Consider the following 22,010-nt stretch of genomic DNA (forward strand, 5'->3'; position numbering starts at 1 on the left):
CCTTCTACTACTTTTTATCGGCAAGCTCCACAAGTTGTGCGTCTTTGGCTTGCCACAAGGCGTTTAATTCGGATTGAAAACGCACTCTAAATTCGGGATCATTCGTGTAGTCGCCGACCAAGTTTGCACTGACCGGCATTACTTCCACCTGAACATCTACTGACTTAACTTTACCAGCGATAAAGTCTGCAAAAGTTGGTACACCACCGGGATAATGGATGGTGACATTCACCACTTTGCTGATTTGCTCACCCATAGCCTGCATCACAAATGCGATGCCTCCCGCTTTTGGTTTAAGCAGGTGTGTGAATGGGCTTTTCTGCTTACTATGCTTGGATTCGGTGTAACGCGTACCCTCAACGAAGTTTACAATACTCACTGGCATTGTTTTAAACTTTTCGCATGCTTTTCGCGTCGTTTCTATGTCTTTACCACGCAGTTTAGGGTTTTTCTTTAATTGCGACTTGCTGGTTCGCGTCATAAAAGGAAAATCGAGCGCCCACCAAGCAAGACCAAGGACAGGTACGTACAGCAATTCTTTTTTCAAAAAGAAATTCAAAAACGGGATTTTGCCATGAAGCACGCGCTGCAACACTAAGATATCCACCCAACTTTGGTGATTGGCGATAACCAAGTACCAGTCTTTGCGTTTTAGCTCATTCAACCCGCTAACATTGAGCGTATACGGCGCAATGAGGTTTTGGCTCACTGAATTACACGCGACCCAGTTACTTGCGCACGCTTTAGCAATATAGCTCATGGCTTTTTGCAATGGTGGGATCGGCAGTAGCTTAATCAAGCCACAAATAAAGATCGGTATAAACCAAAATATAGTGTTAACGGCATACAGCAATATGCTGATCACTTTACGAATAAACGACATTCATTCCCTCATCGTGTTTTACGGCAGAGCTGTATCATACCTTGAAAATCACACACAATTAAGCCGACCAGTTGGTCGGCTATAATTTATTCCATTTCACTATTTGAAAATCAATCTTCGAAGTAAGTATAACCTTCAAGTCCGGCGTTTAACTCTTGTAGATACTGAGCTTTAATTGACTCCGGCAACGACAACGCTGCGATCTGCTGTGCGTAATTCTCAGATAGCACCGCTTTGTCATAATGAACAAAGCGCAGTACATCTTCAACACTGTCGCCCTTGATTGCATTAGTGAGTTTATAACCCTCATCACAAAGCTCAACGTGTACTGAGTCTGTGTCACCAAATAAGTTATGTAAATCACCCAATATTTCTTGATAGGCTCCCACCAAGAACATCGCAACGTGATATTGCTCTCCCGGCACATACTCAGGAATGGGTAAACTTGACTCGATACCCGCGCCCTCAACATAACTGTTGATTTGACCGTCCGAATCACAGGTAATGTCCTGAATAATCGCTCTTTGCGTCAACGGCTGATTGAGCTTGTCGATAGGCATCACCGGAAATAGCTGGTCAATACCCCAAACATCCGGCAGTGATTGGAACAACGAGAAGTTCACAAACAGCTTATCAGCCAGCTTTTCATTGAGGTCGTCTAGTACTTCTCGGTGTGCTCTCGCATTCTCATTTAAGCACTCACGCACTTTATGAAGTGTCGTGAAGTAAAGCTGCTCAAGCTGCGCCCACTCTTGCATGCTGATCAAACCATGCACGTATTGGTCGTGTGCATCGCTGAACAAGTGCATAGCGTCATGATAAGTTTCTAAAGCCATGCGAGGGGTCAGTTGTGACAACGAATGCCATAACTCTTGCAACACCAATGGGCTGGTATCTTGCGGCTGCACCGGTTCGACTTGATTTGGCGCTTTTTCTACGTCGATCACATCCGTGATAAGCATCGCGTGATGGGCAGTTAATGCTCGGCCAGATTCAGTAATAATATCCGGATGCGGAATGTTATTGAGCTCCGCAATATCATGAAAAGCATGCACCACATTTTTCGCGTATTCCGCCACCGTATAATTCATTGAACATGAACTACGAGAACCTGAGCCTTCGTAGTCCACTCCGAGGCCACCGCCAACATCAACGATACGCAGCGGAACACCTAGTTGGTATAGCTCAGCATAGTGACGCGCACACTCTTTAAGCGCACGTTGAATATCGCGAATATTGGCAACTTGCGAGCCGATATGGAAGTGTACCAACTGCATTAAGTGCAAACGATTATGCGACTTAAGTAGCTCAACCGCTTGCAGCACTTGGCTAGCAGTAAGACCAAACTTGCCTTTTTCACCACCAGTATTTTGCCACTTGCCTTTACCAACTGAATTAAGGCGAATACGAATACCAATCGACGGTTCAATGCCTAAATCGTCGATTTCCTGTAATAAGGTATCTAGTTCAGAGAGCTTTTCAACGACTATGTTTACTTGATGACCCATCGCTTGACCAATGCAAGCTAAGCGCAAAAACTCACTGTCTTTGTAGCCGTTACAGACAATGGTAATAGGTTGGTGTGCCACACCCAAAATTGCCATCAGCTCAGGCTTAGAACCGGCTTCAAGGCCAACAAGACCGCTTGGATGAGCCAATAACTTGCTGACAACCGAGCGCTGCTGATTCACTTTTATTGGGTAAACACAAGTGTACTGGCCTTGGTAATCACGTTGAGCTCGTGCAGCAGTAAATGCTTGAGTCAAGGTATCGACACGATGTTTTAAAATGTCGGTAAAACGCACCAAAACCGGCAAAGTTAGCCCCTGCGCTTTAAATTGCTCAGTTAACTCTGGAAGAAGAATTGGTGGCTTAGTGCGATCACCATCAGGAAACGCCACTAACTGGCCCTGTTCATTGATATCAAAATAGCCGTCACTCCAGTGAGTAACGTTATAGATAGAACGTGCTGTTTGCAGACCCCAAGTCATTGCTGCTCTCAATTAATTCTTTATAAAGCTTCATTCTAATACGCGAGGCTAGTCAATGCGACCTAAAGTTGCGTTTTCATTAGCTTACAAACCTGAAAAATAGCCCATGCTTGATTAGGACTAATATGAGGCAAAGTACAAAATGTTGACTAAAATTGATTGAGCAAAGGCGCAAGCACTGGCAAAATTGCCTTAATTTTTATCAAGTGTGAACACAATCATGGCAAACTTAGAAGCAAACCGTTGGTTTACAGAAATTAGCGACCGCGATGGCAGCGCTTTTTCACTTAGAGTCAACAAAAAATTAGACGAAATCCAATCACCATTTCAAAAAGTAGAAATGTTTGAAACGACGGATTTTGGTAACCTGATGATCATTGACGGTTGCACTATGGTGAGCACGCGTGAAAACTTTTTCTATCACGAAATGATGAGTCACCCGGCGCTATTCTCGCACCCTGCACCTAAAAATGTTGTGATCATTGGCGGCGGCGACTGTGGCACATTGCGTGAAGTATTAAAGCACCCTGGCGTTGAAAAAGTAACTCAGATTGATATCGACGAAGTTGTGACGCAAATGTCTTTGAAATACTTCCCTGAGCTTTGTGAGTCTAATAACGATCCTCGCGCAACTGTGATGTTTGATGATGGCATCAAATATATGCGTGAAGCCGAAGCAGAGTCTATCGACGTTATCATCGTTGATGGCACCGATCCTGTTGGCCCTGGTGAAGGTTTATTCAACCACGCATTCTACAAGAGCTGCTTAGCAGCGCTTCGCACTGGTGGTATCATGATCCAGCAAAGTGAATCACCTCTGATGCACATGCCGTTGCTACTAGAAATGCGCGATGCAATGTTGGAAGTGGGCTTTGTTGATCTGCAAACCCTGCCTTTCCCACAACCAATCTACCCAAGCGGCCTGTGGTCAGCAACAATGGCGCGTAAAGATCAAAAGTTTGCCGGATTCCGCGAACAAGACGTTGATAACGCAACATTTGATACTGAGTACTACAACACAGGTATTCATAAAGGTGCATTAGCAACACCTAACTTTATGAAGCGTGCTTTCGAAAAGTAGGCCCAGTCAAAATATAAACTCAATTGTTAAAGTGTAGTGGCCTCATATCTGACTCTACAGCCTTGATGATTAGGTTAATATTTCACCTACCCTGAAGTTATGAGCGAACAGCAGACGTTCGCTCTAGCTCATTTTTGGACAAAAAAGTTTTAGGTCGTCGGCTGTATTAGATGACTTTCGGATAAAAATTTCTATGGGCTAACGCTTAGCTAACAGGAAAAATTAAATAAGCTAAGATCGAGCGAAGCGATGAGCTTATTTATTTTGTCCTTTTTGAGTGCATTGTTAGCTTTAATTATTACTTGATACTTTGTTTTTAGATTTAGAAAGCAACCTGAAATTATAGTCTAAAGTCTTGTTGTAATGAACTTTAACGGCTTTAAGTAATTCATCTTTGCTAAGATTATTTATATCTTCAGGCATTTTTAAAGAATAACTTTCACCAAATTTAGGGCCCGCCATACCTAGGTATTTGGCATTTTTAATATCAAACAGATTGAATGAAGACAAACTATATAGGTTAACTTGACCATAATCGGAATACTGATTAGATAACCTGATATCACACTCTATTGGTTCATTTATAAAGCGAACAAAAATATACTCAACTCCATAGGTTTCACCTAACTTCTCAAGGTAGCTTGCACCAAAAACATTTAGAGTTGGTTCACCACTCCAGGAATTAAAAGTCATTAGTTCTGAGTGTGAAACAGCCTTTTCAACAGGAATTATTATTGGAGTATTGTCAGATTCGGTAATTGCTTGACTTATAGCATTGATAGTTATGCTCTCTAAGTTAGAATCAATAGTATAACGACTACTTTCATTGTTAAAAACTGTCGCACCGTAATACTCTTGACATAGAGTATAGGGAGCGTTGTATTTAATGTGGATACCTATTTTTTTGCTAGAAATCGGTTTTTTTAATGATGTAGTACTACATCCGCTTAACAAAACAGAGATAAGTAATATAAAAGCCTTTAATTTCATTTTTATTTCCAAAATTTCCGTAAAGCTGACGCCTAAATAAGCGACGTAGAAAGGTTAGCAAAGAATGAGCGCAAACCTGCTATTTTGCGTCCTTTATTAAAGTGTTTGTTAGATGACCTTATTAGTATTGATTAGAATTCAACTCTAATTCCATACTTCTCTTCACAAGACTCAATGATTTCAACCAGGCCTCGCATGCCAGATATAACTGTTTCTGAAGACCTAGGGGGGCCATTTTTTAGCATTTCTTCCATGTTTTCCATTGCTGAATTTACTAGTTTGGCGTATCCACTTAGTGCATTACTAAATTCTGAATACTTCGCAGGCATCCATTTCTCTTGAGCTATTTTTGCGGTGCATTTACATAACTTTTCTAGCTTTCCATATTCATCTACATTGGTAGGTGCAATTAAGAACTGCAGGTTCTGTGAAACATTTTCTAACTCAGTCAAGTTAACTTCCTTAGCTTTCAAAGTTGGGGACAACAGCATAATAATTATTAACGTAATCGTTTTCATTGATATCTCATGTTCACCTAATGCTTGCCGTAAACGTCACAAAATAGCAGGCTAAAACTTGCGACGAAGGAGCACAGCCTGCGGTTTTGTACCCTTAGTTTAACGGCCTTGTTAGCAGCATATTTACTGCTACTAAAATTTATTATTTTTTAATTCTTTTAACTTCATTGAACCGGAATTTAACCCAATTAAATTACCCGCCTCTTTTTCTTTCATCCCCTGTAACCAAGTTCCGATAAGCTTCCTTGTCACTTTTGGGTCATCATGTCCTATGCCAAGTGCAAAAGAAAATACCCATTCAATATACCCAGCGCCAGAAGTAAACTTTTGTTTAGCAGTAAAATGATAAACCCCTTTAGTGTGGGTTATTTTTTCACAAGGAAATTGAAGCACTTCAGACTTATCAAGTCGCTGCATTGTAACTGAGCAAGATTTTGAGGCTACCTCAATTGTCATTTTACCCTGATGAATATGGGAACCAGAATAAAACCCCTCCCAAGAACCAGATAAGTCAAAGCTACTATTAGCCAAGCTGTCAAAAGAAGTTAGAAAAAATATTACAATTAAAAAAGTCTTCATAACCCAAGTGTTGCTAACGCTGTTGTCTGAGGAATCCCCAGATAATCATATTTAAAGTCAATGTGATGGACACGCACGGCATCGTTTTTTCTAATTTATTTCGCCAAAAACCAAATAGATAACAACACCATGCGTGATATCACTATCCTACACGATATGCTCAGAAAAAACTTCCCCCAAATTCATGCGCGGCGCCTTGATTCATTAATGCTAGCAACTGAGACTTTGCTCGATAGCAATCAACTCTCACTTACAGAGCTGGGTCGGAATATGAAGGGCCCTGTCGCTGCAAAACACAACATTAAACGTATGGACCGACTGCTTGGCAACACTGCCATGCATAACGACCGACTTGCTATTTACCGCTTTCATGCTCGCCTGACGTGTGGCGCTAATCCTATGCCTATCTTGCTGGTCGACTGGGCCGATGTGCGCGAGCAACTGCGGTTGATGACTTTACGTGCTTCCGTCAGCATTCAGGGACGCTCAATGATAGTGTATGAGCGCACCTTCACATTTGCTCAATACAACTCACCTAAGTCCCATCAGCTGTTCCTGGATGAACTTGCCAGCATCCTGCCTGATAAATGTATTCCACTCATCGTGACAGATGCTGGCTATCGAAATACCTGGTTTCGACAGGTCGATAAAAAAGGCTGGTTCTGGCTCGGGCGGGTGCGTGGTAAAGTCACTTATCAGCATAAGAACAGCGAAGATTGGCATGTAAATCAGGCCCTTTGCCCATCAGCAACTCCCCGTGGACGTTATATTGGAGAAGTAAAACATAAATCGCTGAGAAACATAAATCGCTGACACCCACCACTATTTTGCACCTTCCTAAGATACCGCCTAAGCTATAATTCTGCACTCAAAGGATTGAGGAAACCAAGCTATGGCTACTGCCCGTAAAAAGCAAATCAGTTTAACCGACACCAAATACTATCACTGCATCTCCCGTTGCGTAAGACGTGCCTTTCTATGCGGTGAAGATAAATTTACTGGCAAATCATACGAACACCGCCGGAATTGGGTTGAAGAAAAGCTCCTGATGTTGGGGGATGTGTTTTGTATTGATGTCTGTGCTTATGCCGTGATGAGTAATCATACTCACATTGTTTTATATATTGATGATAAAAAGTCTAAGCGTCTGTCGGATAAAGCGACTGTGATACGATGGCACAAGTTGTTTAAAGGCAATTGGATAAGCCAAAAGTTTATTGAAGATGAGCCACTGAGTGAGTCGGAGCAATTGATACTCGATGAGCTGGTTGATAAGTACAGAGAAAGACTCGCAGATATTAGCTGGTTTATGCGAGTGCTTAATGAAGACATCGCCCGCCGAGCAAATAAAGAAGATAATTGTACAGGTCGGTTTTGGGAAGGACGATTTAAGTCCCAAGCATTACTGGATGAGGCTGCACTGGCTGCTTGTCTCGCTTACGTAGACCTAAACCCAATTAGAGCCAGCATCGCCGCAACGCCTGAAACCTCAGACTACACCAGCATCAAAAAACGAATCGACCATGCGAAATTAGGTAAACAACCAAAAAGTCTATTACGCTTCGCTGGCAGCCCACGAAAACATATGCCAAAAGGCCTGCCTTTTGAGCTCAAATCCTATATTGAATTAGTTGAGCTCACGGGCCAATATATTCGAGTCGATAAACGCGGGTATATCAATGAAGCACAACCGATTCTTACTCGACTCAATATAGAGCCTGAAAACTGGATAAAACTCACTACGCAGTTTTCTCGGGTATTTCACGGTGCCGTTGGTCGAGAACGAACAATAACCGCTTACTGCGAAACACTGCAAAAACGACGACGGACAAACCTAACAAACTGCGAGCGCTTGTTGGCTTAGCAAAACTCAAATTCTCAACGCTAGAATTTCTTACTGTTGTATTTGCAGCGCGTTGTTGTGCGCGATAACCCAGCTTTAGTGTAGAGATACGCTTGAGTGCTAAAAATCAACTTATCTAGGAACGTTTTTGTTCCCTGTTCTTTAAGTATTTCCGTACTTTTAAATCTTACTTGCCAGCATAGATACAAATAATGGTGGGTGTCATTGATTCCTTCTAATGGTGGGTGTCATTGATTCCTTCAGCATAGATACAAATAATGGTGGGTGTCATTGATTCCTTCTAATGGTGGGTGTCATTGATTCCTTCTTGACCAGATAACGTTCATATGTGTTATAACCCCCATACCTGAGATGCTGAAAGAGCAATAGACAAAACCATAACGACAAAGGACAAGGAATTATAAAGTTTCCAGTGACCCTTTTGTTTTTTTGAAACTTTATAAAAAGTGAAAATCAAGCTTACAATAGAACCAAGCACCAAAAATGCTAATTTTTGCATCATGGGTGACCATGTAACATTTCCAGCACTTATATGATGATTGAAGAAAGCAGTAAACCACAGTAATAAGAGTGCATTGAATAGAATATAGAATTCTTTAAAACCAAACTTACTTTGAGAAGCGCCGCAGAATGGGCAAAAATAGGCTGTTGATTTACCAGCACTCACCATTTTAGGTAAAATTTTGCTTTTACACTTTTTACAAGTAGTCATAGAACACTCTAACGTCTTCGGGGTTACAACCCCCGTATAATGGGCGGATTAAGCTTGGCTAAAATTAGCGAAGAATGAGCGCAGCCAAGCTTTAGACGTCCATTCATTAATGCGTCTGTTATATGGCTATTTGCTATCTAGCCAACATTTAGAAAATATTATGTCATTAGAGTTGGAAACAATAAGCTTGTGAACATAACCCAAACCATGAACAGGGGCAAGGCCTTTACCAATCATATACACAGTATTAGATGAGGCAATTAGTTTTTCATTAATACTTACCGATGCTTCATTGTTTAACAATAAGCCTTCGAATAACCCGTGGTAACCCGCCATAACATGAATTGCTTTATTTAACTCTTGCCCTTGCAATCTTTTTGTCGTGATCCAAAGGTTTGAATGATCCACAAGTTTGTTTTTCGGTAATTCAGACAAGCTATTAATTATGTATTCTTTGGCGCTTTTCAAATAAGGTTTATGAGTTTCCATATTACCTTCAGCAAAATTTATCGCTTTTGAAACAGAGACAATAACTTTTGAGTTGTTAGTTTTATAGAAAATTGCAGGTAGCTCATAAGATACGGGATGGCTTAAATCGGATTTCCATTTGACAGGGTACTGATTTAACTCGCAAGGGTCAGAGTCGGCATAAACTAAGCTAGAAGCTAAAAATACCATCAAAACTAAAAATTTACGCATACTTTCCTTAGCCATATAACGCTTTAAACAGTGGAAAATGCGAGCGCAGCGAGCGATTTTCCGATGATTTAATTTGTTAGGTTTATCTAGCAACAATATCAACTTGATATACCCTGTTAAACTCATTTATAGCGCCACTACCAATATTACTTTCACTGTCTGAGCAAAAGTTACTATTGGTGCATTCTATTCTTGTAACGGGGCCTATATCTTGCCCCCCTCTAAATGAAAAGATACTTGTACAAGATGTTGGTTCTTTGCCAGCTGAATTTACACACAAAAAAGCCATTACTGGTTTCCAATTACAAGGTGTGTTCGGTTCTAATTCTTGTAAAGGCAATCTAACCGAATATGCAGATCCTTTTATGTCAGGGTAGTAGTCAAATTCGAACTGCTGAGCAATACGTTTTCCTAATGCCAGATGGTACGTTGTACACTGATTTAGCTCAGTGGTTGTTCGATATTCCACCTTAAATTTGTATGAAAAGCTTCTGTCGATACCACCTGTTATATCAATAAAATTTTCGTCCGGAGCACTCGATTCAACAAAACCGCCTAGTGACGAGCAACCTACCAAAAGAAGTGTAATTATCGCTAATTTTAGAATGTGGCGCATAGTAAACCTAACGCCGCAAATAAACGGCGAAAAATAGCAGGCTAAACTAAGCGAAGATTGAGCGCAAGCCTGCTGTTTTGCGTCCACTGTTTAATTAATTTGTTATACCCCGTTACGGTAAATCATTTCTTTTTGAATAGCAGCAATCACCATCTAGAAGCCTAAAAACATCATCTTCAAGCTCAACATAGAGCTTCTCAGATAGTCTAGCCTTGTCAGTAATAGTGGGAGCAGCCTTATCTTTTGGTAAGTAGATTGGTCTCATTGAATTTACAGAGCTTACTTGTCTAGACTGTATATGCTGTAAAGTTTGAGCATTGAGAAGATGAAGTTGAACGTTAGAGTCAAGTGCATATTCTAAATCAGAGTAACCAACTTCAACGCTTACCATACAACGTTCTAAATCATATAACCAAGGTAAGAGAATATAATCAACTTGATTTGATTCAAGCAAGCTCTCAATATACTTGCGACCATCCTTAGTAAGAGTAATTGAATGATCCCATTCTTTACGTTCAAAATAACTTGAGATCTTATGGGCAGGTAATTTGCCTAGGGATACTGGTATATTCCCCGACTTTGTGATGCCCTTACCCACAGATGCGTTAAAACTGTTAGAAAAGTTAGGGCTAAGTTCCTCACGTGCTGACTCATTATTGAAAACTGTCACGCCTTTGTAGAGGTAGCAGAATTGATTATTGTGTGACTCAGGTGTTAACACACCAATTCTTTTAGAAGTTAATTTTTCATTTTGTGTACTTGCACATCCCGATAAAATAACAATTAGAGAAATTAATATGGTGCGTAACATCTAAACTCCTTTAGGGGTATAACGCCGCAAATAAACGTCAAAAAATAGCAGGCTAAACTAAGCGAAGAATGAGCGCAAGTCTGCTATTTTACGTCCATTGTTTAATTAATTTGTTATATGCCTATTACTCAAAGACTACAGAGTTCATCTCTGGTTGTGCCTCAAACTTTGATTTAAAAAATAACACACAGTCGTCAGCGGTTGATATCTTTTCTCTACCAAGGAGTTTTTCTTTAAGGGAACGAGGTTTATCTATTTGGAACACCCATTCTAATTCTGATTTGGGATCATCACCCTCTTCGAAGTAAGTGGATGCGCCAAGCATATATTGACGGTTATTCCATGTAATGTAGCTATACCAGCCCCAATCCTCTGCATCAGGCTCTGTAAATTCAAACTCGGAATCCAATTCTTGTTTTAACCATTTTAAGAGTGATTCGCCATAAATTGGGTTAACAGGATTCTTATTTTCCTTTGAGACATCAAACATAGATGTTTTAAAACTAATGGCAATATGCATGATTCCCTCCAAGGCACATAACGCCACCTTAAACGGTGAGTAATTGTTGGCTAAAATGTGAAGCGGAGCCGAGCCAACTGTTACGAATCCGCCTTTAAGGTTTTGTTATATGAATATTTATTCAAATGCCCCCCTATGAATACACAAGGAATGAGCAATACAAGAGCTAAATAAGAGGATACGCCCTCATTAAAATTAAACACAGTAAATAGAACTTGCGGTAACAGACCGATACCAGCAACCATTTTGACATTCATACTCTTGGTGTCCTCATAGGTTCTAGCTGCGATATAGCCCGCGAGAAGAGTATAAATAATGCCAATTGGTACGTATAGCATTGCGACATATTCCGCACTAGATTGCTGAAAAGTCTCAGTACCCAAACGGCTTACTAAGTAATTCATAAGACCTAAAGTGACAAACTGCCCAAAAGCTAAAATACCTAAACCTCGACCAACAGCTGCTGGAGCTGAAGGCTGTTTACCTTTTAGGCATTCATTCAATGCCTTGTAAAGTAAGTAGATTGCAACTAAGGCAACATAATCAGAAAGATGCACAACGCTTCACCTTATTCATATAACGCTTGCCGTGAACGGCACAAAATAGCAGGCTAAAATTGGCGACAAAGGAGCACAAGCCTGCTGTTTTGCGTCCTTTGGTTTAGGCACTTGTTGTCTAATTAGCACATATAGCTAATTAGACAACTATCAGCTTTTGCAAGCTCAGCTAAAAACTCTTTTAAATGAATAAAGTTCTGGGTGATATACTTTCTATCTTCCTCTATGTCTTCAAAGCTTGGGTAAATTTCAGATTCATCAACCAGATTAAGAAAATTCTCTAACAATTGATTTTCAGATATTTTCGATAATTCGGACGAAATTTCTTTAGTTTGTTCAGTCGAGAAATATCTAGCTGGGCCATAACCAACATCTTCATCAGAAATAGGTATTCCCCCTAAAAATACAGAACCGCCCAGAGAAGTAGCTTCCCAAACACTTTTATTTAGTAAGAAATGAATTGCATGCCACGCTTTATCGACGTCACACGCTTTGCCACTGTCGTCTTCATATAAATACGATACTAGCTTAGACGGCTCTGCCAATATCTCATTTAGCCGTTCTTCACTCACGCTTTTTAATGACGCTATCATTGACATATTGTGAACTCCTTGATTAAGAAAACATAACGCCTTAATAAAAGGCGTAAAATAGCAGGCTGAAATTAGCGAAGAATGAGCGCAAGCCTGCTGTTTTGCGTCCATTGTTTAATTAATTTGTTATGTTCTCTTTTTAAACTGTATGTATTTAACGTGTACTTTATTACCGACAGTACCAAATGCTTTGGGTAAGGCTTTTGCCTTTCTAAGCCCTCTCAATATTGCACGTGAGTGTATTCTAATTGGATTGAGGCTCAATATTTTAAGGTTTATTACTTTACCTTCATTTGTTACATCGAATTCTACGGTACCTTCTGTATTTGTTAAGGCACAGGCAGAAGGCAACGAAGAATTAAACCGTATTGTACTGGGTTCAAAAATACTGAACTTACCTTCAATTGATGTGGCGATACTAATGGGTTCATCTAGAAACTCAATGTCAGGGTCATTGCATGCTTTAGTGACACCAAACTGAACGCCAGCTAAAAGTAATAATGTACTAATCACGATGCCTCCTGAGTACATAACGCCGCAAATTAACGGCTAAAAATAGTTGGCTAAAATTTGTGAGGCACGAACAAAGCCAACTGTTTTTTGTCCGCACTTTTTGATTTACCTTGTTATGTTGCGACTTTATATTGCTCGTATTTTTTAGCATGCTCAGGACGACTCATTAGAGTGGCAGCTTTTATTAAATGCTCCCAAAATAAATGACCTGGGCTTTCATTGCCCTCTATAACACCATCCAATTCTTCCATAGCTAGACGAAGTTCATTCACAGATAAGTACTCAAGAAAGTCTTCTTCACAGTAGCCAAAGTCAGATTCTTTGATTTCAGTCGGAAGCAATTTATATGCTGCGAGTAACTCTGCTGATATTAGCTCCCACTTGTCACTGATACTCATAATTTTCCCTAGCAACATAACATTTTAGTATCGACCCAATGGGTCATTATTCTCATTGTACCAGCTTTATCAGAATAACTAACTTGTTGCTACAGATATATTTTTAATCATTATAGAAACTTTAAAAAGGATAAAAACGACCCAGTGAGTCGTTTTCTTGACGATAGAAGAAACACAATAACACTGTATATAAATACAGCTAAATTGGGACTAGCTCAATGAGAACTCGTTCATCATTTCTAAACCACATTGCAGAGTTTATGCTGACTAAGCAATATTCGCTCAGAACCGTTGATACATATCTTAAGTGGATTTCTTCCCAAATTCATTTTCATGATAAGCGTAACCCAGCTTCAATGGGCGATAACGAGGTTGTCGAATATCTCAACTACCTTGTACTTCAACGTAATGTGTCGCCTAAAAAACAAGCGCCAGCGTTAAATGCATTATCTTTTCTGTATAAGCAAATAATTAAACAGGAGTACGTAAAGCGGTTAAAGAGGCAGCCAAAAAAGCACAAATAACAAAACCTATAACGCCCCACACTTTTAGACATTCATTTGCTACTCATTTACTACAAAGTGGTGCAGATATTAGAACCGTGCAAGCTCAACTTGGTCATTCCGATGTGAAGACAACGCAAATATATACTCATGTTTTACAGCAAGGCGCAAACGGTGTTGTTAGCCCTTTGAGCAAAGTTTTCTAGCTTGTTATAGGTCACCTGCGGGTTCGTTTCTGACTCATACACAACGGCCCTATTTGATTGAATCTCGTTAATAAAGACTAATAGATAAAATTAAGACTTATTCAGATAAAGGGCTTAATTGCCCTTTATTTTTTCCAAAAACAACCGTTTTTGTTCTGGGGTTGCCTGTTGCCACCAATAGTCCAACATGCCAACCACATCTGGATGTGCTGATTTAGGCGCCGCTGGCGTAATTGCTCGTGTGGCAGTGCTTGGCGTTGAATAACGAGGAGCAGTGGATGTTGAAGGCTCACTTACCATCGTCGCCGTTAATTTAGGTCTTTCTTGCGTCACCACCAATGTTGTCGCTAACGATTCATTGGGTGCTTGCAACATAATCAACGGCTGATCTGCAAATGCCTTTGCCGCAACCACATTGTCAGGTCGGTTAAATTCAACCTGATACTCGCCGTCTTGATCGATACTTACTTTTGCCCAAAATGGCTTCGACTCTATGGTTTCGTGGTCGTCATAGCCCACTTCATACAAGTCGGTGTAACGCATTTTGACCGCATACTCACCTTTTGCTAAGTCTAGCTCTCGCACTTTGGAGAAGAATGAGTGTTCAATGGTTTTATCATCAACTTGCAAGGGAATAATTTCTTCAGGAAAACTTAGCAACGCAGCCTGTGAAAGCGGTGACAACAGTAAAACAGCGGTCGCAAGCGTATATTTTAAGCGCATCTATTCACTCCTTCGTGAGTACCAAATCATTATACCTTGATGAGATTACTGCATACCTGCTTATATCTCTACCCTTTTAATTGATGCGCAGCGGGATAACGCATCAAATCTATTGAGTCTCCTTGAGAGTTAGCTATGCTAGAGCAATTCAATATGCAGATAAGGAAGGACCATGAGTTCAGAAACTATTTTTACCAAAATTATTAATCGAGAGATCCCAGCAGACATCGTTTACGAAGATGAACAAGCACTCGCGTTTAGAGACATTAATCCACAAGCGCCATTTCACGTCTTAGTTATTCCTAAAACAGCAATTGCGACCATCAACGACGTGACGGAAGAAAATGCTCATCTTGTTGGTCATTTGTATGTTGTTGCAGCCAAATTAGCGAAAGAGCACGGCTTTGCAGAAGATGGTTATCGTGTAGTGATGAACTGTAATGATCACGGTGGTCAAACCGTATATCACCTTCATCTACATGTATTAGCTGGAAAAGAAATGGGCTGGCCGCCTTATCAAAATACGAAAAAAGTACCAGTTTAGATTATTCTCTGTTAAGCAATGTAAATAAGTAAGTTATTAACAGAAAATGCTAAAAGCTTACTTATTTCAACAAATTACATTTCAATACATATTCTGTACATAATTTCGATTTATTATTTCACTTTGTTATATAGCGGATTTCTCTATCTTGTACTAAAAATTCTAATACAAAAGGTCTGAATCCCATGTTAGCATTGAGAAATCGGAAAAATTAGAGTGTGTCCTAAAATGAGCAGTAGTGCTTTTTTGTTATTAGATAAAGAACCGGTTAACACCATTGGTATCAATGTGTTACAACCTTTGTTAAAAACCCAAGGGTTGGATGTTACGACTGGAACTGATATCTCAGATGTGCCTGAAGGCACTCGATTACTTTTCATCGAAACCGCAGTGAACGATTCTTGGGGTAAATTAAAAGAACAACTAGTCAACCTCAAAGTCAAATGCGATATCGTACTATTCAACTTAGATGAAAACCCAGAGCTGGCCAATCGTGCGCTGCTAAGCGGGATTCGTGGTGTCTTCTACACGACAGATAATGCCGACGTGCTAATGAAAGGGATCCGTTTGTTGCTTGAAGATCAACTGTGGTATCGCCGTGACGTGATGTGTAATGTGTTAAATCGCATGCTGCAATTTAATAAAGATGCATTACATAAACTAACCGAAGGTGATATCGAACCTGTTAAGCTCACTAAGCGAGAAAAAGCAATTATCGCGCTAATGAGTAAGGGTGCGAAAAACAAAGAGATCGCTGAAGAGCTAAATATCAGTCCACATACGGTGAAAACGCATTTGTACAGTGCATTTCGTAAAACCAAATGTCGTAACCGTATCGAACTCCTTTCGTGGGCTCAGCAGAATATTCCTGACGAGATCCGCTAAGCTTCATCTGTCTTTAACCTGCTGACGCAAGTTGGCGGGTGAAAGACAGCGCTGACATCGCGATATCGGGGCTTCAGCTTCATACAGGCTTTACTGCCTTGGCGAATACCTCTATGCTAAGTTTTTTCGCAACTGAAAGCAGCCTTAGGTACATGCTCGACCCAAAAACCCTCTACCTAACTAGTCTCGTCATGACAGCAATGATGGCGCTCCTTACCTTTTTAACGTGGCGAGCAAATAAAAGCACACCCGGAACGCTGCTCTATATTTTTTACCCTCTGGTTTTGCTCTGTGCGATTTCTTCCTTTGCATTACACGGCTATTTTGACAACTGGGAAACTATACCCATTGCTAATACCTTGCTGTTTGCGGCTTCCATTATCCACTGCATGGCGATAAGGCAATTTTTAGGGGTTAAAGGCCCATCCTTTAAAGTGTTTCTCAGCGTTACTGCTGGGCTCTTCATTTTGTTGATGTACAGCAGTATTTTCTCTCCAAACTTGAGAGATAGGATCCTTATCTCGGACTTACAACACTTAGCTGAAGCGACACTCCTGCTCTATTTCTTTAGCCGCTTTGCACGAAATAAATACCCTAACGGCAGCATAGTCTATATCACCATTTTACTTATTATATTGGTGATATTTACCGGCAGAACCCTCTTAATGGGAGAAGTAACGCATTTCACGCTTTTCAAAGAGAACTGGTTTACCATCACTATTTTCTTCAATGGCGTTCTTGCACCTATTTTTTATGCAACAGGTATGGCGCTGTTATGTAACGAGCAAAGAGAACAAAACCTTAATAAACTTGCATTAAAGGCACAACAAGACCTTGAGCTGCGCGGTATGTTTTTATCAACGATCAGTCATGAGATACGGACTCCGCTTAACGGCATCTTAGGCAGCGCCCAACTCGTACTAGGACGCACCAGAGATAGTCGCAACAAGGCCTACTGTGAGGCCATCGTAAACTCTGCTGAATCGCTAAACTTACTGATTGATAAAGTACTAGACTACGCCAGTTTGGAGCAAAGTGATGAAGCCTTGTACGAAGAGGACGTTGAGCTTAGAAGTTGGCTACAAAACCTTTGCTTATTGTTAAGTCCGCTCGCAGAGCAAAAGAAACTGCACTTTGAACTGGTGTACGAGCTGCCCGATCAGGTGTGCTATTACTTTGACCAACAAAAGCTGAGACAAATTCTTATCAACCTCGTTGGTAATGCCATTAAGTTCACTGATAAAGGGGAAGTAAAACTCAAAGTTGAGATTTTAAAAGACCAACAAATTGAGCATAAAGTGCGCTTTAGTATCACGGACTCAGGGCCAGGTATTGATAGTGAAGATATTAATAAACTGACTGAGCCATACGTACAAAGTAGTGCAGGTAAAGTTAAGGGTGGCACAGGCTTGGGGCTTGCCATCACCAGTCGCCTACTCAACCGTCTGAATTCACAGCTAGATATTCAAAGTGAGCTTAACAAAGGCAGTACATTCAGCTTTGATTTACTGCTAAACATTGGTGAACTGAGCTTAGTGGAGCAGCGCCCGCAGCACGATAATTGTATCACTGGTCTGAAAGTACTGTTGGTCGAAGACCTAGATCTCAACCAAAAAATCGCTATTGAGTTTATGGCAGAAGATGAGCATAAGGTTAAATTGGCAACCAATGGTAAAAGCGCCATCGAGATGCTAATACAGCACCATTTCGATGTGGTGTTGTTAGACATGAACTTACCCGATCTTTCCGGGCAAGAAGTATTAAAGCAGCTACAAAATTGTGAGCATAAAAACAAACGAACCCCTTTTCTAGCCTTTACTGCTAGCCTCAGTCCAGATGAGGTAAAAGAATACTTGGCACTCGGCATTCGAGATATTGTTGGCAAACCGATAAAACAAGAAAAATTACGCCAAGCGCTTAGTGAGTCGCAGTCTCCTAAAAAAGCCAATGTCAGCGTGGAATTGCCCGATATCCTGTACGATGAAACGGCGGTAAACGCCCTAAAATCTGGATTTAGTGAAGATGAAGTCTCATCGATATACAACGAGTTTGTGTTGTCGGCTCGTAATAAACTCATCCATATTCAGCAGCTATTAGAGCAGGACGAAGATCAATGTATCAGACAGCTTCATCGTCAAGCCAGCACCGCCTTACAACTCGGATTTAATCGCTATGGCTCAAACTTGAAAAAAGCAGAGCGCCGTTTATTGGATGGTAAATCTTGCCATGATGAGCTCACAGAAGCCATGACGCTATGGCAAGACAGTCTCGCAGCATATCTCCACTTCGTTCGTAAAGAGGCAATGGGTTAGGCGTCATTAAACGCATGTTGTTCGACATCATAATAAAACTTGTTCATGCTTAGTAAGCATTTACATTAAGGCTAATTTAACCGAGGCAAACCGCTCGCCTTGGGCAATAACTATAAAATTAAGGGAACATCTATGTCATTTTTTAAATCACCATTAGCCATTGCTATTGGTGCTGCAGTGATTGGTTTGGCTCAGCCAGCCAGCGCCGATGATGCCGTTGCAGCCACGCAAACAGAAGAGAAGTCAACAAAAGGCTGGGATGTGCTCAACCCTCCAGGTGAAAAGCAAACCATCACCATCGATACCAACGAAACCACATGGAGTAACTTAGATGTTAGCCCTGATGGTAAAAGCATCGTCTTTGATATGCTTGGCGACCTTTACATCATGCCAATTGACGGTGGTAAAGCAACAGCCTTAACATCCGACATGGGCTGGAACATTCAACCTAAGTTTTCGCCTGATGGTAAACACATCGCATTTATCTCCGATCGCGCAGGTGGCGATAACCTGTGGGTGATGGACGCAGATGGCCAAAACCTGCGTCAGGTGTCAAAAGAAGTGAATAATATTGTTCACAACCCCGCATGGTCGCCTGATAGTCAATACATTGCAGTTAAGCAAGGTCAAGTAACGGGGCGTACCATCCCAGGTGGCTCTATTCGTATGTATCACATCAGCGGTGGTAAAGGCGTGTTGGTCCGTGAGCGTCTACATGGTGCAAAATCGCAAAAGAACGTTGCAGAACCCGCTTTTTCTCACGATGGCAAGAAAATCTATTACTCAGTTGATGCGACCTCTGGCGTGCGCTGGGAATATAACAAAAACTCGCTCGATGCTGTTTTCGAAATTCGTAGTTGGGACTTAGCAACCGGTGAAGAAGAGACCGTGATCCGTGGTGCTGGCGGTGCTATTCGTCCAACCGTCAGTCCTGATGGCAAATCTATTGCGTTTGTTAAACGCGAAGATAACGGCAACGAAATGGTCGGTTCCTTATATATTAAAGATCTACACTCAGGCGTCGAAACTCGTGTTTATGCCGGCCTTGATCGCGATTTACAAGAAGCCAATGGCGCACATGGCAACACACCTTCTTTTGCTTACACGCCGGATGGTAAATCCCTCGTTTTTTGGGCGAAAGGGGTATTCAACCGCGTCAATATTGCATCGCACGAGGTCAACGTCATCCCTACTCGCGTTGTCGCTGAAAAACAAATCACACCGGCACTACGCTTTGCGGTAGATGTCGCGCCTGACACCTTTAAAGTCAAACTTGCACGCTGGTCTCAAATTTCTCCTGATGGTGAAACTGCACTATTCCAAGCGCTTGGCTACCTTTACGTAAAAGACATTGCGTCAGGCAAAGTAAAACGCCTCACTAAGCAAACTGACCACTTTGAGTTCTACCCAAGCTATTCTCGCGATGGCAAGTCTATTGTTTACACAACTTGGAATGATAAAGACTTAGGCGCAATACGTGTTGTATCTGCAAACGGTGGTAAAGGTAAAGTGATCACCCAAGAACCTGGTCACTATATCTCACCGAGCTTTTCACCAAATGGCAAAAACGTGCTATTTAAAAAGGTAACCGGCGGCTACTTGCTAAGCGGTGACTGGTCAATGCACCCTGGTATTTATCTAGTTAATGCTAACGGCGGTGAAGCAAAACGCATTATTAAAAGCGGTGACAATCCGCACTTTGGAGCAGACTCTGAGCGCATTTACTTCTCCACCATGAGTGATGAAACACATCGCGAACTAAAAAGTGTTAACCTCAATGGTCAAGAAGAACGTAGCCACTTCAAAGGTGATTATGTCTTTGACTTTAAAGTCTCTCCAAATGGCCAATACGTTGCATTTATCGAGCATTTCAATACATTTGTTGCACCTTTTACCAGTACAGGTAAAACCTTATCCATTAACAAGGGTGAGAAAGCTTTCCCAGTTAAGCAAGTGTCAAAGTACTCTGGTGATTTCCTAAATTGGAAAGCAGACAGCAGCGCGCTAACCTGGGCATTTGGTCCCACACTTTATCAGCGCAAACTGACTGACACTTTCGCTTTCGTCGATGGTGCATCTGACAACACCGACGAGCTAACCGCTGACGGCATCGACTTGAGTTTTGAGCAAGAAGCAGATAAGCCTGAAGGTATGATTGCGCTAGTTGGCGGTAAAGTAGTGACCATGCGCAACGCTGAGAACGAACAAGAAATCATCGACAATGGTGTGATCCTAATCAAAGAGAATCGCATCGTTGCAGTCGGTAAGCAAGGTGAACTAGACGTTCCTAGCACAGCTAAAGTAATGGATATTAGCGGTAAAACCGTGATCCCAGGCCTTATCGATGCCCACGCACATGGTAGTTACGGTAGCTATAACCTACAGCCACAGCAAAACTGGAATCAGTATTCTAATCTTAGCTTTGGTGTGACGACTATCCATGATCCATCAAATAACTCTGCCGAGGTATTTTCTATGGCAGAACTACAAAGAACGGGTTTAACAGTCGCGCCACGTACCTATTCTGTTGGACGTATTCTATATGCTGGCCACGCGCCAGGTTATAAAACACCAATCAGTAACCTTGAAGACGCAGAGTTCCACGTTAAACGCCTAAAAGACGCTGGTGCTATTTCAGTGAAGAGTTACAACCACCCTCGCCGTGAGACACGTCAGCAAGTATTGGAAGCGGCGAAGAACATGGAAATCATGGTTGTGCCTGAAGGTGGTTCAAAATTCCAACACAACATGAACATGATAGTCGATGGTCATACCGGTGTTGAACATGCCCTGCCGATCCCGAATATTTACTCTGATATCGAACAAATGTGGGGACAAACAAACGTTGGTTTTACGCCAACTTTTGTTGTCGCCTATGGCGGTATCTCTGGCGAAGAATACTGGTATCAACACACTAATGTGTGGGAAAACGAGCGCTTAATGAGCTTCGTTCCTGAGTATGTGGTAAAGCCAAGATCAATTCGTCCAAGCAAAGCACCTGAACGTCACTATAACCATATCAATGTCGCCAAAACCGCAAAACAGCTTCGCGATAAGGGTGTGACTGTACACATTGGTGCTCACGGCCAGCGTGAAGGTCTAGCTGCACATTGGGAATTATGGTCTATGGCACAAGGCGGGTTTACACCTTGGCAGGCGCTTCGCAGCGGTACAATCGACGGTGCAAGATATCTAGGTATGGACCGTGACCTTGGTACGATTGAACAAGGAAAACTTGCCGATCTTGCCATCATAGATGGTGATGTGCTGTCTAACATCCGTGATTCAGAGAAAGTTGCCTACACCGTGATCAATGGCCGTGTCTACGATGCGGCAACCATGAATGAAATCGGCAACTATGACAATAAACGTCAGCCTTTCTTCTTCGAAAATGGCGCGCAAACCCAAATGCATCCAGCAACTGCTGAGTATATGGAAGAAAAGGCCCATACCTATCATTGGAAACACTAATACGTAGCACGATTGAAGAGTGAAACGTTAAGTTTACAAGC

At 41.5% G+C, this 22,010-nt stretch carries 21 protein-coding genes and 2 pseudogenes; 8 read left to right on the forward strand and 15 right to left on the reverse strand.

Annotated features, from left to right (window positions below):
• Nucleotides 1-7: 7 nt before the first annotated feature.
• Together MHN30_RS15955 and speA are read right to left on the reverse strand one after the other, a co-directional pair.
• On the reverse strand, nt 8-883 hold the full coding sequence (locus tag MHN30_RS15955; protein ID WP_239360334.1) for an acyltransferase: 876 nt from the start codon (nt 881-883) through the stop codon (nt 8-10).
• Nucleotides 884-993: 110 nt separating this feature from the next.
• Nucleotides 994-2,874 carry a biosynthetic arginine decarboxylase gene (gene speA / locus MHN30_RS15960; protein WP_239360336.1) on the reverse strand — a complete coding sequence of 627 codons (1,881 nt, stop codon included), beginning with the start codon at nt 2,872-2,874 and terminating at the stop codon, nt 994-996.
• A gap of 220 nt (nt 2,875-3,094) precedes the next feature.
• Here speA and speE point away from each other — a divergent pair, with 220 nt between their 5' ends.
• Nucleotides 3,095-3,955, forward strand: coding sequence for a polyamine aminopropyltransferase (gene speE / locus MHN30_RS15965; protein ID WP_010378188.1), 861 nt, complete (start codon nt 3,095-3,097; stop codon nt 3,953-3,955).
• A gap of 291 nt (nt 3,956-4,246) precedes the next feature.
• Here speE and MHN30_RS15970 read toward each other — a convergent pair whose 3' ends face one another.
• From MHN30_RS15970 to MHN30_RS15980, 3 genes are all read right to left on the reverse strand, one after another.
• Nucleotides 4,247-4,945 (reverse strand): hypothetical protein, encoded by a 699-nt coding sequence (locus MHN30_RS15970; protein WP_130165101.1) that lies wholly within the window; start codon nt 4,943-4,945, stop codon nt 4,247-4,249.
• Between the two features lie 131 nt (nt 4,946-5,076).
• A complete protein-coding gene (locus MHN30_RS15975; RefSeq protein ID WP_130165102.1) occupies nt 5,077-5,463 on the reverse strand; it encodes a hypothetical protein in 387 nt (128 codons plus the stop codon).
• A 132-nt stretch (nt 5,464-5,595) separates the two neighbouring features.
• Entirely contained in the window at nt 5,596-6,042 is a 447-nt protein-coding gene (locus MHN30_RS15980) for a hypothetical protein (protein ID WP_130165103.1), read from the reverse strand.
• Between the two features lie 129 nt (nt 6,043-6,171).
• Here MHN30_RS15980 and MHN30_RS15985 point away from each other — a divergent pair.
• Both MHN30_RS15985 and MHN30_RS15990 read left to right on the forward strand, forming a co-directional pair.
• Nucleotides 6,172-6,834: pseudogene (locus MHN30_RS15985) on the forward strand (IS4 family transposase); the annotation flags it as partial.
• 100 nt (nt 6,835-6,934) lie between these two features.
• Entirely contained in the window at nt 6,935-7,906 is a 972-nt protein-coding gene (locus MHN30_RS15990; RefSeq protein WP_130165105.1) for a transposase, read from the forward strand.
• 331 nt (nt 7,907-8,237) lie between these two features.
• On the opposite strand, the gene MHN30_RS15995 is transcribed toward MHN30_RS15990, so the two are convergent.
• The 9 genes from MHN30_RS15995 to MHN30_RS16035 all read right to left on the reverse strand — a co-directional run bounded on the left by MHN30_RS15995 (nt 8,238) and on the right by MHN30_RS16035 (nt 13,325).
• Nucleotides 8,238-8,618 (reverse strand): hypothetical protein, encoded by a 381-nt coding sequence (locus tag MHN30_RS15995; protein ID WP_130165106.1) that lies wholly within the window; start codon nt 8,616-8,618, stop codon nt 8,238-8,240.
• A gap of 126 nt (nt 8,619-8,744) precedes the next feature.
• Nucleotides 8,745-9,317 (reverse strand): hypothetical protein, encoded by a 573-nt coding sequence (locus tag MHN30_RS16000; protein ID WP_130165107.1) that lies wholly within the window; start codon nt 9,315-9,317, stop codon nt 8,745-8,747.
• Nucleotides 9,318-9,399: 82 nt separating this feature from the next.
• Nucleotides 9,400-9,933, reverse strand: a complete 534-nt coding sequence (locus MHN30_RS16005) for a hypothetical protein (protein WP_130165108.1) — start codon at nt 9,931-9,933, stop codon at nt 9,400-9,402.
• Between the two features lie 112 nt (nt 9,934-10,045).
• Nucleotides 10,046-10,744: a hypothetical protein gene (locus tag MHN30_RS16010; protein ID WP_130165109.1), complete on the reverse strand. Its 699-nt coding sequence runs from the start codon at nt 10,742-10,744 to the stop codon at nt 10,046-10,048.
• Nucleotides 10,745-10,868: 124 nt separating this feature from the next.
• Nucleotides 10,869-11,264: a hypothetical protein gene (locus MHN30_RS16015; RefSeq protein WP_130165110.1), complete on the reverse strand. Its 396-nt coding sequence runs from the start codon at nt 11,262-11,264 to the stop codon at nt 10,869-10,871.
• An 80-nt stretch (nt 11,265-11,344) separates the two neighbouring features.
• Complete coding sequence (locus MHN30_RS16020; protein WP_130165111.1) at nt 11,345-11,821, reverse strand: hypothetical protein; 477 nt, start codon at nt 11,819-11,821, stop codon at nt 11,345-11,347.
• Between the two features lie 122 nt (nt 11,822-11,943).
• On the reverse strand, nt 11,944-12,420 hold the full coding sequence (locus MHN30_RS16025; RefSeq protein WP_130165112.1) for a YfbM family protein: 477 nt from the start codon (nt 12,418-12,420) through the stop codon (nt 11,944-11,946).
• A 120-nt stretch (nt 12,421-12,540) separates the two neighbouring features.
• Complete coding sequence (locus MHN30_RS16030) at nt 12,541-12,927, reverse strand: energy transducer TonB (protein ID WP_130165113.1); 387 nt, start codon at nt 12,925-12,927, stop codon at nt 12,541-12,543.
• 113 nt (nt 12,928-13,040) lie between these two features.
• Nucleotides 13,041-13,325, reverse strand: coding sequence for a hypothetical protein (locus tag MHN30_RS16035; protein WP_130165114.1), 285 nt, complete (start codon nt 13,323-13,325; stop codon nt 13,041-13,043).
• Between the two features lie 218 nt (nt 13,326-13,543).
• On the opposite strand from MHN30_RS16035, the pseudogene MHN30_RS16040 reads away from it, so the two are divergent.
• A pseudogene (locus MHN30_RS16040) lies at nt 13,544-14,034 on the forward strand (tyrosine-type recombinase/integrase).
• A gap of 114 nt (nt 14,035-14,148) precedes the next feature.
• On the opposite strand, the gene MHN30_RS16045 reads toward MHN30_RS16040, so the two are convergent.
• A complete protein-coding gene (locus MHN30_RS16045; protein WP_130165115.1) occupies nt 14,149-14,757 on the reverse strand; it encodes a DUF2057 domain-containing protein in 609 nt (202 codons plus the stop codon).
• Between the two features lie 172 nt (nt 14,758-14,929).
• Here MHN30_RS16045 and MHN30_RS16050 point away from each other — a divergent pair, with 172 nt between their 5' ends.
• The 4 genes from MHN30_RS16050 to MHN30_RS16065 all read left to right on the forward strand — a co-directional run bounded on the left by MHN30_RS16050 (nt 14,930) and on the right by MHN30_RS16065 (nt 21,969).
• Complete coding sequence (locus tag MHN30_RS16050) at nt 14,930-15,301, forward strand: histidine triad nucleotide-binding protein (RefSeq protein ID WP_010376435.1); 372 nt, start codon at nt 14,930-14,932, stop codon at nt 15,299-15,301.
• Between the two features lie 228 nt (nt 15,302-15,529).
• Nucleotides 15,530-16,186: a response regulator transcription factor gene (locus MHN30_RS16055; RefSeq protein WP_010376437.1), complete on the forward strand. Its 657-nt coding sequence runs from the start codon at nt 15,530-15,532 to the stop codon at nt 16,184-16,186.
• A gap of 152 nt (nt 16,187-16,338) precedes the next feature.
• Nucleotides 16,339-18,498: an ATP-binding protein gene (locus tag MHN30_RS16060; RefSeq protein ID WP_239360382.1), complete on the forward strand. Its 2,160-nt coding sequence runs from the start codon at nt 16,339-16,341 to the stop codon at nt 18,496-18,498.
• 132 nt (nt 18,499-18,630) lie between these two features.
• On the forward strand, nt 18,631-21,969 hold the full coding sequence (locus tag MHN30_RS16065; RefSeq protein WP_239360337.1) for an amidohydrolase family protein: 3,339 nt from the start codon (nt 18,631-18,633) through the stop codon (nt 21,967-21,969).
• Nucleotides 21,970-22,010: the final 41 nt, after the last annotated feature.

Origin of the sequence: Pseudoalteromonas sp. OF7H-1, from assembly GCF_022347825.1 — a bacterium.
GTDB lineage: Bacteria > Pseudomonadota > Gammaproteobacteria > Enterobacterales > Alteromonadaceae > Pseudoalteromonas > Pseudoalteromonas maricaloris.

Coding starts and splice junctions, on each gene's coding strand:
- MHN30_RS15955 (WP_239360334.1), bottom strand. CDS start 883: ATGTCGTTTATTCGTAAAGTGATCAGCATATTGCTGTATGCCGTTAAC.
- speA (WP_239360336.1), bottom strand. CDS start 2,874: ATGACTTGGGGTCTGCAAACAGCACGTTCTATCTATAACGTTACTCAC.
- speE (WP_010378188.1), top strand. CDS start 3,095: ATGGCAAACTTAGAAGCAAACCGTTGGTTTACAGAAATTAGCGACCGC.
- MHN30_RS15970 (WP_130165101.1), bottom strand. CDS start 4,945: ATGAAATTAAAGGCTTTTATATTACTTATCTCTGTTTTGTTAAGCGGA.
- MHN30_RS15975 (WP_130165102.1), bottom strand. CDS start 5,463: ATGAAAACGATTACGTTAATAATTATTATGCTGTTGTCCCCAACTTTG.
- MHN30_RS15980 (WP_130165103.1), bottom strand. CDS start 6,042: ATGAAGACTTTTTTAATTGTAATATTTTTTCTAACTTCTTTTGACAGC.
- MHN30_RS15990 (WP_130165105.1), top strand. CDS start 6,935: ATGGCTACTGCCCGTAAAAAGCAAATCAGTTTAACCGACACCAAATAC.
- MHN30_RS15995 (WP_130165106.1), bottom strand. CDS start 8,618: ATGACTACTTGTAAAAAGTGTAAAAGCAAAATTTTACCTAAAATGGTG.
- MHN30_RS16000 (WP_130165107.1), bottom strand. CDS start 9,317: ATGCGTAAATTTTTAGTTTTGATGGTATTTTTAGCTTCTAGCTTAGTT.
- MHN30_RS16005 (WP_130165108.1), bottom strand. CDS start 9,933: ATGCGCCACATTCTAAAATTAGCGATAATTACACTTCTTTTGGTAGGT.
- MHN30_RS16010 (WP_130165109.1), bottom strand. CDS start 10,744: ATGTTACGCACCATATTAATTTCTCTAATTGTTATTTTATCGGGATGT.
- MHN30_RS16015 (WP_130165110.1), bottom strand. CDS start 11,264: ATGCATATTGCCATTAGTTTTAAAACATCTATGTTTGATGTCTCAAAG.
- MHN30_RS16025 (WP_130165112.1), bottom strand. CDS start 12,420: ATGTCAATGATAGCGTCATTAAAAAGCGTGAGTGAAGAACGGCTAAAT.
- MHN30_RS16035 (WP_130165114.1), bottom strand. CDS start 13,325: ATGAGTATCAGTGACAAGTGGGAGCTAATATCAGCAGAGTTACTCGCA.
- MHN30_RS16045 (WP_130165115.1), bottom strand. CDS start 14,757: ATGCGCTTAAAATATACGCTTGCGACCGCTGTTTTACTGTTGTCACCG.
- MHN30_RS16050 (WP_010376435.1), top strand. CDS start 14,930: ATGAGTTCAGAAACTATTTTTACCAAAATTATTAATCGAGAGATCCCA.
- MHN30_RS16055 (WP_010376437.1), top strand. CDS start 15,530: ATGAGCAGTAGTGCTTTTTTGTTATTAGATAAAGAACCGGTTAACACC.
- MHN30_RS16060 (WP_239360382.1), top strand. CDS start 16,339: ATGCTCGACCCAAAAACCCTCTACCTAACTAGTCTCGTCATGACAGCA.
- MHN30_RS16065 (WP_239360337.1), top strand. CDS start 18,631: ATGTCATTTTTTAAATCACCATTAGCCATTGCTATTGGTGCTGCAGTG.